This is a genomic window from Prevotella sp. P5-64, assembly GCF_002251285.1.
Taxonomy (GTDB): Bacteria; Bacteroidota; Bacteroidia; order Bacteroidales; family Bacteroidaceae; genus Prevotella.
Genome location: NZ_NPJK01000063.1, coordinates 1 through 12,154 on the forward strand (window position 1 = coordinate 1; position 12,154 = coordinate 12,154).

Annotated in this window: 9 protein-coding genes; 6 read left to right on the plus strand and 3 right to left on the minus strand. The window is 54.5% G+C overall.

From position 1 onward, the window contains the following. From CIK87_RS14560 to CIK87_RS11095, 4 genes are all read left to right on the plus strand, one after another. The coding region (locus CIK87_RS14560) for a hypothetical protein (protein ID WP_216822762.1) at window positions 1–422 on the plus strand (422 nt) is incomplete at its 5' end. A gap of 180 nt (window positions 423–602) precedes the next feature. Next, window positions 603–2,030, plus strand: a complete 1,428-nt coding sequence (rhaB, locus tag CIK87_RS11085) for a rhamnulokinase (protein ID WP_094387225.1) — start codon at window positions 603–605, stop codon at window positions 2,028–2,030. 7 nt (window positions 2,031–2,037) lie between these two features. Further along, the gene (locus CIK87_RS11090; RefSeq protein WP_094387309.1) at window positions 2,038–3,288 is read left to right on the plus strand and encodes an L-rhamnose isomerase; all 1,251 of its coding nucleotides are present in this window, start codon (window positions 2,038–2,040) and stop codon (window positions 3,286–3,288) included. Between the two features lie 407 nt (window positions 3,289–3,695). Continuing rightward, window positions 3,696–4,868 (plus strand): MFS transporter, encoded by a 1,173-nt coding sequence (locus tag CIK87_RS11095; RefSeq protein ID WP_094387226.1) that lies wholly within the window; start codon window positions 3,696–3,698, stop codon window positions 4,866–4,868. A gap of 381 nt (window positions 4,869–5,249) precedes the next feature. Here CIK87_RS11095 and CIK87_RS14410 read toward each other — a convergent pair whose 3' ends face one another. The 3 genes from CIK87_RS14410 to CIK87_RS11105 form a co-directional block, all read right to left on the minus strand. Next, on the minus strand, window positions 5,250–5,417 hold the full coding sequence (locus CIK87_RS14410; protein ID WP_158215049.1) for a hypothetical protein: 168 nt from the start codon (window positions 5,415–5,417) through the stop codon (window positions 5,250–5,252). Between the two features lie 25 nt (window positions 5,418–5,442). Next, a complete protein-coding gene (locus CIK87_RS11100; RefSeq protein ID WP_144008200.1) occupies window positions 5,443–8,727 on the minus strand; it encodes a hypothetical protein in 3,285 nt (1,094 codons plus the stop codon). A 266-nt stretch (window positions 8,728–8,993) separates the two neighbouring features. Further along, the gene (locus CIK87_RS11105; RefSeq protein ID WP_094387228.1) at window positions 8,994–9,356 is read right to left on the minus strand and encodes a hypothetical protein; all 363 of its coding nucleotides are present in this window, start codon (window positions 9,354–9,356) and stop codon (window positions 8,994–8,996) included. Between the two features lie 5 nt (window positions 9,357–9,361). Between CIK87_RS11105 and murF the strand changes: the two genes are divergently transcribed. Continuing rightward, window positions 9,362–10,660 (plus strand): UDP-N-acetylmuramoyl-tripeptide--D-alanyl-D-alanine ligase, encoded by a 1,299-nt coding sequence (gene murF / locus CIK87_RS11110; RefSeq protein WP_094387229.1) that lies wholly within the window; start codon window positions 9,362–9,364, stop codon window positions 10,658–10,660. A gap of 10 nt (window positions 10,661–10,670) precedes the next feature. Continuing rightward, a complete protein-coding gene (locus CIK87_RS11115) occupies window positions 10,671–11,795 on the plus strand; it encodes a glycosyltransferase family 1 protein (RefSeq protein ID WP_094387230.1) in 1,125 nt (374 codons plus the stop codon). The last annotated feature ends 359 nt before the right edge of the window (window positions 11,796–12,154 follow it).

Sequence of the window (12,154 nt, forward strand, 5' to 3'; positions counted from 1 at the left end):
TGTCTCTATATCTATTGACGGTAGCTTCATTTTACCCAAGTGGCTTCCCGATCGCTCCGGAAGCCGCTCGCTTCTTGTACTACTACTCTTCTGTTTATCTTAAATCTTTCAAAGAACTCTTTCTTCAGCGCTCAGGAGAAGTGTTTCATTCTCGAAAGCGGATGCAAAGGTATAGCTTTTTTCAACACAAACCAAACATTTCAACAAAAAAAGTTGAAAATAAACGCAATTTTTTCGCATATTTTGACAAAAGAGGCCATTTTCGCCCATTTTGTCACGATTTTAGTGGCTCCAGAGCCAATCTTCGCTTCATATCCCACCCACGCCCAAAGAGCGGGAAAAACCGCAAAAAGCACCCGAAGACGCCTCTCGACCCTCACCACACCCGCAGCCACCACCACGACACGCCCCGACAACCATAATCGTCAAACAGGCCCCCACCGATACCATTCCCGCGCGTCCATCCAGCCCCCCACGTGCATATATATAATATAATTATGTGTAGATATTGTCAAAAACTTATGAATTAAGGTCAAAAAACAAGATGCGCAATGCCAACAATCAGTTAACTTTGCAGAAAAACTAAAAATCTTACACAAATCATGAAGAATAGAAAGTGTTTCTTTGCGGTTGACTTAGGCGCAACCAGCGGAAGAACTATCATAGGCACCCTTGCAGACGGCAAGGTTGCTTTGGAGGAGATTACCCGTTTTGGCAATCCTCTAATCAATGTCAATGGCTTTTTCTATTGGGACCTCTTTGCCCTATATAATGAAATCATCAAGGGACTCAAGACCGTCGCCGAGCGTGGCATTGAGATTACGAGCATAGGTATCGACACCTGGGGATGCGACTTCGTATGCATTGGCGACGACGGCCAGCCTCTGCGCAACCCACTCGCCTACCGCGACCCACACACCATGGGCATGATGGAGCGCTACTTCGAAGAGAAGATTAGCCGCGCCGAGGTATATCAGCGCACCGGCATCCAGTTCATGAACTTCAACTCCCTCTTCCAGCTCTACACCATGGGCGAGATGGGCAACGTGGCACTGTGCAATGCCAAGAAGATACTCTTCATGCCCGACGCGCTGAGCTACATGCTCACCGGCAACGCCATCTGCGAATACACCGTCGCCTCGACCTCAGAGATGCTCAACCCCACCACGGGCGACCTCGACGAGCGCCTGCTTGAGAGCATAGGTTTGAAGCGCGAACAGTTTGGCACACTCACCCACCCCGGCACCATCATCGGCACCATCAACGAGGCCGTGCAGAAGCAGACCGGACTCGGCGCCGTGCCCGTGATAGCTGTAGCCGGACACGACACTGCCAGCGCCGTAGCCGCTGTGCCCGCCAAGGACGAAGAGTTTGCCTACCTCAGCAGCGGCACATGGAGCCTCATGGGTATCGAGTCCAAGAAAGCCATCATCAACGACCGCAGCTACGAGCTCAACTTCACCAACGAGGGCGGCGTAGGCGGAACCACACGTTTCCTCAAGAACATCTGCGGCATGTGGCTCTACGAGCGCTGCCGACAGGAATGGTCAGAGCTGCGCCATCTGGGACACCTCGAGCTGCAGAAGGAAGCCTGGGAGATAGAGGACAACGAGAGTTTCATCTTCCCCGACGACCCCTGCTTCACCAATCCCGACTCCATGGTAGCCACCATACAGCAGTATTGCCGCGACCACGGTATGCCCGTGCCCGAAACCCACGGACAGATTATCCGCTGCATCTTCGACTCGCTCGCCCGACGCTACAGCGAGGTGCTGGGCTACCTGCGCGAGTTCAGCGAGACCGACATCAAGGTGCTCCACATCATCGGAGGCGGCTCCAAGAACGACTTCCTCAACCAGCTTACCGCCGACGCTTGCGGCATCACCGTACTGGCAGGCCCACAGGAGGGCACTGCCTTGGGCAACGTGATGCTCCAGGCCAAAGCAGCCGGAGAGGTGGATGACATCTGGCAGATGCGCCATATCATAGCCAACTCGGTAGAGATTAAGAAATATGAACCAAAAAAATAACAAAATCATGAAAGTAGAAACCATTGAACAGAACTATGCCATCGCCAAGGCGCGTTACGCTGAATTTGGCATAGACACCGACAAAGCCATCTCCGAACTCGAGAAGACCCCTATATCACTTCACTGCTGGCAAGCCGACGACGTGACAGGCTTTGAGAGCAACTCGGCTCTTACCGGTGGCATCCAGGCCACAGGCAATTACCCCGGCAAGGCACGCAACATCGACGAGCTGCGTCAGGATATAGAGAAAGTACAGACCCTGCTCGCAGGCAACCATCGCCTCAACCTCCACGAGATTTACGGCGAGTTCGGCGGCAAGTTTGTAGACCGCGACCAGGTAGAAGTTTCCCACTTCCAGGGATGGATTGACTGGGCAAAGGAGCACAACCTGAAGCTCGACTTCAACTCCACCAGTTTCTCCCACCCCAAGAGTGGCGACCTCTCGCTGGCCAATCCCGACAAGTCCATCCGCGACTTCTGGATTGAGCACACCAAGCGCTGCCGCCGCATCGCCGATGCCATGGGTAAGGCACAGGGCGACCCCTGTATCATGAACATCTGGGTTCACGACGGAAGCAAGGACCTCACCGTAGAGCGCTACCGCTACCGCCAGATTCTCAAAGAGAGCCTCGACGAAATCCTCGCCGAAGACCTGCCCCACATGAAGTCCTGTCTCGAAGCCAAGCTCTTCGGCATCGGTCTCGAAGCCTACACCGTAGGTTCTCACGACTTCTTCGCAGGCTACTGCTCCAAGAACAACGCCATCTACACCCTCGACACCGGCCACTACGAGCCCACCGAGAATGTGAGCGATATGGTATCAAGCCTCCTCCTCTTCGTGCCCGAGCTGATGCTCCACGTGAGCCGCCCCATGCACTGGGATTCCGACCACGTGACACTCTTCGACGACAACACCCGCAACCTCTTCACCGAGCTTGTGCGTGCCAACGCCCTCGACCGTGCCCACATCGGCCTCGACTACTTCGACGCATCCATCAACCGCATTGGAGCCTACGTCATCGGCGTACGTGCAGCCCAGAAGTCTCTGCTCCAGGCATTCCTTGAGCCGCTTGCCACACTGCGCAAGTACGAGGACGACGGCAAGGGCTTCGAGCGCCTCGCCCTCCTCGAGGAGATGAAGACCCTCCCATTCGGCGCCGTATTCGACTACTTCAACCTCAAGAACAATGTGCCTGTAGCCGAGCAGTACATCGCCGAGGTACAGAAGTACGAGCAGGAAGTTCTGTCCAAGAGATAATGCTATATATATAATAAGGTATATAGCGCACTTATCACCCGCCGCATCATCAGTGCGGCAACCACTCACTTCAGGGTTGCAGGTTCCATTCCCGCAACCCTGTTTCTTTTGTTGACCCCCAAATCGGTCCTCAGACTCCAGCTCATATCCGTGTCGCTTTTGAGCAGATTGTCTCAGGGATAGATTGAAGACATGGCAGACTATGCCGAAACACAAACAGAGGGAAGATGCCAAAAGAGAACTGACTCATGGACAAAGGTTCACCATACTCCATTCAGTATACCAGCCGCCCTATGAGCATTATCCCGCCACTTTAGCGTGGCAGCAATAAAAAAACGCTAAGAACAATGTAATTAAAGAACTTTGTAGTACTTTTGCTGTCCCAAAGGAATAAGAAACAGACCCAAATGATACAGCTAAAAGAAAATCAAGGTATTCCCCGCAACATTCTCCTGATGATGGCCATCATCGCAGGACTCACAGTAGCCAACTGCTACTACAACCAACCGTTGCTCGAACTAATCCGTCATGACATAGGCATTACCGAGCAGAGCGCCAACCTCATCACCGTGATTACGCAGATAGGCTATGCGCTTGGCCTATTCTTCCTCATTCCCCTGGGCGACATGTTTTCACGCAAGAGACTCATCCTCTTCAATATGAGCATCGCTGCCGTGATGGCCATCGTGATGGCAGTGGCACAAAACGTGTGGATGCTCTGGGGGGCTTCGTTGCTGATAGGAGCCTGTTCCGTGATTCCACAGTTCTTCATCCCGATCGCAGGACAGTTTTCTGCACCCAAGAACAAGAGCAGGAATATGGGCGTTGTACTATCCGGATTACTTACGGGCATCCTTACCTCACGAGTGATTAGCGGCTACATCGGCGAATGGCTGGGATGGCGCGAGATGTTTATTATCGCCGCCTTCGTGATGCTCATCTGCATGGGCGTGATGCTATTGATGATGCCAGAGATGAAACGCAACTATGAAGGTACTTATAGAGGACTAATGAACACCATGGCAGAGATTATCATTCTCCACCCCTCGGTACGCATCTACTCCATCCGTGCCGCCTTTGGTTTCGGCAGCATGATGGCCATATGGTCGTGCCTCGCCTTTCATCTTGCTCAGCCACCTTTCAGGGCAGGAAGCGACATGGTAGGGATGCTCGGACTCTGCGGCATCATGGGTGCTGTGGCGGCAAGTGGCATAGGCAAACAGGTCCCTAAGTTCGGCATTCGTAAATTCAGTCTGTTCGGAGCAAGCATGCAGATTATGGCCTGGGGAATAGCCTTGCTCTTCGGCGACACCTACGCAGGGCTCATCGCAGCCATCATCCTGGTCGACATAGGATTGCAATGTCAGCAACTCAGTAATCAAAGCGGATGCCTGCAAGAGATTCCGCATGCTTCCAACCGTGCCAACACCATCTTCATGACCACATACTTTATAGGTGGTTCACTCGGTACATTCTGTGCCGGATATTTATGGAACCGAGCCAACTGGTTAGGCGTATGCATCGTGGGCATTACCTTTGCCTTCATATCATTAGCCATCACTCTAAGCAACAGGAAATAGAGGTTCATCCGTAGCGCCGACAGCCCGTGTTTCCAATGCCAGCGAGCGGGGCTTCAGAAACATCAAGACGAAGCAGAGGTTACACGGTTCATATCTTAACTACGCTGTAAGTGCCGGTTGTAGGGTACATATCATAGCTACCCTGTAAGTGTTGCGATTAGCCGATGGCGTCATTCATAGCAGCCTGCACAGACATATCAACAGCGAGTAACACACCGCAAGCCTTGACTATGTAATCGCGGCCCAAGTCCCCCATGGCAAGAACTGGGAAGTGGCCCCTGTTGGAACGACTGCCCTATATACACGCCCCCATACTATGCAAGAGCGCCGACAACTCCTGTTTGGAATTGCCGGCGCTTATGGTTATGTCTCTGCTACTGACTAAAAGTCGTTGTCGTCGTACGGGTTGTTGACATCTTCTTCTACGATGTCAAATCCATGCTCTTTGTCAGAGTTGGTCCAGCCGCCTGATGCAGCGAGGATGGCAGATGATGCTTCTATCTTGTATGCTGTAGTACGAGGTGCCTCGTATGAAAGTTTCTTGTTCATTTTTATCAGTCTGTTTATATCGTTTTTACTTTTTGATTACCTTTACACCATTGATAATATACACGCCATTGGGCAGATTGTCGCTCTCCATGCGCTGGCCTCCGATGGTATAGATGCCAGTGGCACGCTTGGTGGTTATCTCACCGATGTTCTTGATGTCGGTAGTGGTGCCGTTTACGTCGATAAGTCTGAGCTGCTTCTGCTGCTGGCCGCCGAAGACCACGTTGAGCCATCCACGATAGGGCTTGATGTTATGGTCTATGGCAGTGTGTACCAGATTGCCCTTGCTCATCATGTATGAACCGGCGGCAACCTTTGTTGACTTCTCGTAAGAACCGCAGAAGTCAATTGCCTCGGCCTCGTTGCTGCTCACGCTGTTTTCCATCGTGGCAGGCTTCTCGTAGCTGATGCCGGTAGCGAAGTAGATAGGACCGTTTACCATACCGTTCTTCATCGACTCATACTGGGCGTTCGCATCGAGGTCGGCCTCGCGCGAAGGCATGATAAGGTAGGGTACGTTGGCATTGAGCACCACGTCGGCGTCATTGGCAGGACGAGCCATCTCCTTGAAGTATATCCACTTGTCTTCGGCCTTGGAGAGTTCGGCCAGCTTGGTATCGCTACCGAAAGCCTGGTCTATCTGGGCGCGGGTCATGCTTACGGGCAGGATGATGGAGTTCCAGGCATAGTCACCGGTTACGTTCTTGGCGAGAGTGCGGTGCAGCACCATGCGCACATTGTTCATGCTGCTTTCCTCGGCAAGTGCATAGTCCTCGTCAAGCACCAGTTCACGGGCACATGGCTCGGGGTCTACCACGTCGGGCACACCGTCTTCATTGGCATCATTGCGCAGAGCCAGACCATAGAGTTTGATATTGGTGAGGGCACCCAGTACATTGAGTGGAACGATGCTTACCTGGTCAAACTCCTTGGTGGGGTTGAGCATGGCATACGACTCGCCGCCGTCGCCGATGATGTCTGCGCCCAGCACCTTCCATGAGGTCAGTTCTTCCTGCTTCTCACCCTTCAGGCTGGTGATGATCTTGAGCGCATTGCCCAGTTCCACACCCAGACCCAACTTCACCTTGTCCATCACTACCACCAGCTGCTGGCCGGGAGTAGCCACACAGCCCATGTTGACTGCGAGCTTGGCTCCACCCAGATTGGCACCCAAGGGGAAATTGACACCATTTTTGAGGTTGCCGTCTATCACATTGGCGATGTTGTCTATGCCGTTGCCGATATTGGCTACACTGAACACATCGCTGTTCTTGAAGTCGATAGAGGCGTCTGTATTTTTGTGAGAGATGATGGTGGCGTTGTAGAGCAGGTCCTCTGAAGGAGTGGTATTCTCGGCGTCGTCTACAAATGCATAATAGATATTAAACTGAGAGAGGTCAGCGCTCAGCACACCAGTTTTCTGAAGCACAATCTCATCGAACACAGTACCCTTGGGCAGTTCAATGCTGTAGCGCATCTTCTGCATCTGGCCGCTGCCAGCCAGTCCGGCGGAGATGGTACTCCAGTGCTTGGTGGCATTTACCTTGACCTCTTCACCTTTATTATATATATGTACATTGAATATGTCGAGCACATTGGCAGTGAGTCCGGTGGTATTGGTGGCAACCACAAATCCTGCCTTCATCTTACCGTCAAATCCCTCGGCGAGGTTGCTGCCGTCGATGCTCTTCACACCAGCCAGCACCTTGTTTTCAATCAGGTCTACGCTTGCCTTGAGATAGCTGAAGTTGCGCAGGTCCTTAGACAGCAGCGCGCTGCTGTTCTTCACGCCGCTCGAGATAGACAGTCCGCCACCGCGTCGGTCGGTCAGCTCATAGAGAGGACTGCTCTTGTCTACATTGACCAGTATCTTCTCGCCGTTCTTGGCAGCATCATAGGCAGCCACATTGCCATAACCCAGGGTGGTGTACTCGTAGCAGCCATCTGCAGCCTGTGCCTTGAAGCGGTATTCGCCGGGAACGCTGAGCGTCACCTTGCCGGTATTGTCCACAGTAGCGTGAGAACCCTGGGGTTCCTTGTCCACGCTCCAGGTCACATCGATGTCCTTGTTCCAGTCGAGCTGATACTCATTGTTACAATCACACACCGACTTGCTGGCTACCACATTGATGGGGCAATGGTGCGAGGCTATCTCCGAAGCCATACGGATGAAGGCGTAGTTGACCTTGACCTCACCTGCGGTTATAGACAATACGCCTGGGAATGTAATCTTGGCAGAAGAGAAGTCTTTGGGAGCCTTGATAAGGAACGTACCTTTCTCAACCTTTCCTGCAGTCAAGCCCAGGACAGAGGCAGAAGCCCAGTACTCATCTATTTTTTTGTTATTGGTATCGTAGAGGGTCAGTTTGATTGTTTTGGCCACAGACAGGTCCAGTCCGGTAGTGTTGGTATAGACAAATCCTACCTCTGTGCCAGCCTTGAAGGTCTCTTTATTCTTAATGCCATTATCAGCAGTTACTGTAGCAGGAAGAGAAGAGAACACCTCCAACAAGACAACAACCGCACGACCATTCTCCAAATCGTCGTCCACCAGGTTACTTGCGTTTACTGCCCAATGGTCACCCGGCTCACCGTGTCCTTTCACGGTGATGTTCTGGCCGGTCAATTTGTTATACTCCTCAATACCACTCTTGGTAAGCGTAAAGGTTCTGGCCTTGCCTACAAAAGCATAGCGCACATTGAATGTGCCGAGGGCAGCCACGTCCACACCAGCCTTGACCAACTTGATTTCGTCAAACTCGGCAGGGGCTGTGGCAGTGATATCCTTGGTAAAGTCCTTATTGCCGGGGAGCTCTATCAGCTTCAGTTCAAGGCCCTTGACATCCTGACCTTCCTTGACGGCAGCCTCGCCCACCTTCTCTCCATTGCGGTAGAACCAGATGCGATAGAAGGTGCTCACGTCGAGTTTCAACAGCGCAGCGCTGGTGTTACCCTGGAGCGAGAAGCCCACCTCAGTACCAGCAGCATATGCATTGTCGAGGTCCTTGACGCTCACGATGGGAGCCACCGCCACGCCCACATCGGCAAGCGAGGGGAAAGAGGCATAATTGGACAAGTCCTCATCCACGAGGTTCTGCAAGTCCTTGACTCCACCTATCACCTTGACTCCGTCAAACAGCGAGTTGACACTGCATCCGGGGCCAACCAGCGCACGGCGGTTGCTCAGATAATTGGGTTTACTACTGTCAGTCTCCTGATACACGGGCTTGTCTGCCGCCTGAGCAATCGAGGCTGCAAAAAGCATGTGGAGAAAGAAAAGAAATGTAACTTTGGTAATTTTTTTAAGCATACTTGTACTTAATTCCATAACTTATATAACTTTTGTTTTCTATCTAATTTCTGAAGTAATAATTAGTTTGCTTAATTCTGGGGTGCAAAGGTACCCATTAAAATCCTCTAACCGAAAATTTCCATGAAGTATTCCCCCCCCCCCCCCCTTTCTTGACCTATGTCAATCTGACAGAAGCGTAGAAACTCCATTTTTCAACTTTTTGTCAACATTCACACACCGCGGTCAAGCACACACTGACGGCATGATTATCAACACAAACATTATTACATAAAGGGATAGATCGCAAAGGACAGAAACACGAAAAAAAGAGCAACCCCAAAAGGTCCGCCATTGTGCCAAGCCCCTCTCGGCAACATCCACCACCACGCACCGCCGCATAGGGCGGAGCCCTGAAAAGGGACAAGACATTTTGCGGCATCTTCGCCCCAGCAGGCGGCACGGCGAGAGAACGCGTTCATGCACCGCAGCCCCACCTTATTTATATATACCCATCCATAGCCTACATCCGCGCCGGCGGGCGTCATCCCGACGCCAATAGAGGCTATCGTCTGCACCGTGCGCACATTTTTCGGTCCGTTGTGGTTCAAGGTAAAATATTTTTTGTACTTTTGCGATGTAAATGACATAAGCTATGGATAGCAGACAATTATACCAATTGTACCAACAACACCCCACCGTAACCACCGACAGCCGCAACTGTCCGGAGGGAAGCATCTTCATCGCACTCAGGGGCGCCTCGTTCGACGGCAACCTTTTCGCCGACACCGCCCTCGACAAGGGCTGTGCCTATGTGGTGATAGACAACAAGGAATACTATAAGGACGACGGCCGACACATCCTGGTCGACGACTGTCTGACCACCTTCAAGGAGCTGGCACGCGAGCACCGCCGCCAGTTCGACATCCCCGTAATAGGCATCACGGGCACCAACGGCAAGACCACTACCAAGGAGCTCGTATCGGCTGTGCTCGCCGAGCGCTACTGCGTGATGCACACCGAGGGCAACTTCAACAACGATGTGGGAGTGCCCAAGACGCTGCTGCGACTCAACGACACCCACGAGATAGCCGTAGTGGAGATGGGCGCATCCCATCCCGGCGACATCCGCGCGCTGGTCGAGTATGTCGAGCCCACCTGCGGCATGATTACCAATGTGGGTCGAGCCCACCTGCAGGGCTTCGGCTCGTTCGAGGGCGTGATGGCCACCAAGGGCGAACTCTACGACTTCCTCGCCGCCCACCACTGCCAGACCTTCATCGACGCCGCCAACCCCTACCTCACCGCCATGGCCGCCGAGCGTCATCTCGACGACGCCATGACCTACTCTGCCGATGCCGCAAGCCCTGCCGACGTGATGGGAAGAGTGGTTAGCAGCGCCCCGTTCCTCTGCTTCGAGTGGACCCACGGCGCCACCTACCGCGTGCAGACCCACCTCATAGGCACATACAATATCACCAACATGCTGGCAGCCATCACCATCGGACTCCGCTTCGGCGTGAGCCCCGAGCAGATATGCCATGCTCTCGAGCACTACATCCCGAGCAACAACCGCTCCCAGCTCACCGTGACCCAGCGCAACTCGCTCATCGTGGATGCCTACAACGCCAACCCCACCAGCATGAAGGCGGCGGTAGACAATTTCGCCTTCATGCAGGTAGACCACAAGATGGCCATCCTCGGCGACATGCGCGAACTGGGAGCCGCCTCCCACGAGGAGCACCAGCGCATCGCAGACCACATAGCCTCTCTCGGACTCAAGGATGTGTGGCTCGTGGGCGAAGAGTTTGCCCATACCGACACCGCGTATCGCAAGTTTGCCGATGTGGAGGAGGTCAAGCAAGCCCTCGCCGACAACGACATACGCGACCATTATATCCTCATCAAGGGCAGCAACGGCATACGTCTCTACGAGTTGCCCCCACTGCTTTAACACCGACAACATGAAAATAGGACTTGACGCCAAACGCATCGTGCGCAACGGCACGGGGCTGGGCAGCTACGGACGCAATCTGGCCAACGACCTCGCGGGCATCATCGATGCCGACACCCGTCTGCTGCTCTACGCCCCCGACGCCGGACGCGACGACCTGCGCACCCAGGTACGCACCACCGCCAATATGGACTTTGTCTACCCCCGCGGCCACATGCCCAAGTGGCTCTGGCGCTCGTGGGGCATCGTGGGCGACCTGCGCCGCGACGCCGTAGACCTCTACCACGGACTCTCGGGCGAGCTCCCGCTGGGCATCCATCGCAGCGGCATCCGCACGGTGGTCACCATCCACGACCTCATCTTCATGCGACATCCCGAGTACTACAACAGGGCCGATGTGAAGATATACACATGGAAATTCCACCGCACCATAGCCCAGGCAGACCGCATCATAGCCATCAGCGAGTGCACCAAGCGCGACATCATGCACTACGGCCACGTAAACCCCGACCACATCGAGGTTATCTACCAGAGCTGCAGCACCCACTTCAAGTTGCGCGAGAGCGATGCCAAACTCCAGGATGTGCACGCCCGCTACGTGCTGCCCAGCCGTTACATCATCAACGTGGGCACCGTGGAGCGACGCAAGAACATACTGCTGGCGGTGAAGGCGCTGCAGCACATAGACGATGTGGCGCTGGTCATCGTGGGCCGGCAGACCGACTATGCGCAGGAGGTCAAGGACTACATCGCCGCCCACGGACTGGGCGACCGGGTGCGCTGGCTCAGCGGTGTGCCCAATGCCGACCTGCCCTCGCTCTACCAGATGGCAGAGGCGTGTGTCTACCCCTCGCGCTACGAGGGTTTCGGCGTGCCCATCATCGAAGCCATCCAGAGCGGACTGCCTGTAGTGGGCTGCACGGGCAGTTGTCTGGAAGAGGCGGGAGGCCCCGACTGCCTCTACGTAGACCCCGACGACGACCGCGCCATGGCCCATGCCATCAGCCAGGTGCTCGTGGGAGCTCCCGGGCGCGACGAGCGCATAGCCCGCAGCATGGAATATGTAGCCCGGTTTGAGGGCAACAACGTGGGAGCCCAGGTGCTCGATGTCTATCGCCGCGTCATCCGGGGATAGACCGCGCCCCGTCCGCTCCCCCGCATCTTGAGCCTCGCCGATGCTCGCTCGGGCGTACCCGAGCCCGCCACAGATACGATTATCATCACGTTTGCAGATGCCGCAAGCCATCTGCAAACGTGTTTTTTTATCCCCCACGGTCATCAGACTTTGCCCCACGCCGCTTGGGCGGCTGCCCTGCGCCACCGGCCGTCCCTTGCCCCTCGCCCCGTCTGCCCTCGCTTCGTCGTCAGCCACGGTTGCCGCCCCGCAGCAGCCGTCATGCCGCCCGCGCCACAGCCCTGCGCCCACGCCCCTCGGCGCGCAGCGTGCCGAGGGTGGGGCTGTGGTTTTTAGGCTGTTGGCTGCAATATTTGTCC

Bases quoted from the DNA above. Each gene is read 5' to 3' on its own strand.
- CIK87_RS11095 (WP_094387226.1), top strand. From the start codon at position 3,696: ATGATACAGCTAAAAGAAAATCAAGGTATTCCCCGCAACATTCTCCTG.
- CIK87_RS11105 (WP_094387228.1), bottom strand. From the start codon at position 9,356: ATGTCATTTACATCGCAAAAGTACAAAAAATATTTTACCTTGAACCAC.
- CIK87_RS11090 (WP_094387309.1), top strand. From the start codon at position 2,038: ATGAAAGTAGAAACCATTGAACAGAACTATGCCATCGCCAAGGCGCGT.
- CIK87_RS14410 (WP_158215049.1), bottom strand. From the start codon at position 5,417: ATGAACAAGAAACTTTCATACGAGGCACCTCGTACTACAGCATACAAG.
- CIK87_RS11100 (WP_144008200.1), bottom strand. From the start codon at position 8,727: ATGCTTAAAAAAATTACCAAAGTTACATTTCTTTTCTTTCTCCACATG.
- rhaB (WP_094387225.1), top strand. From the start codon at position 603: ATGAAGAATAGAAAGTGTTTCTTTGCGGTTGACTTAGGCGCAACCAGC.
- CIK87_RS11115 (WP_094387230.1), top strand. From the start codon at position 10,671: ATGAAAATAGGACTTGACGCCAAACGCATCGTGCGCAACGGCACGGGG.
- murF (WP_094387229.1), top strand. From the start codon at position 9,362: ATGGATAGCAGACAATTATACCAATTGTACCAACAACACCCCACCGTA.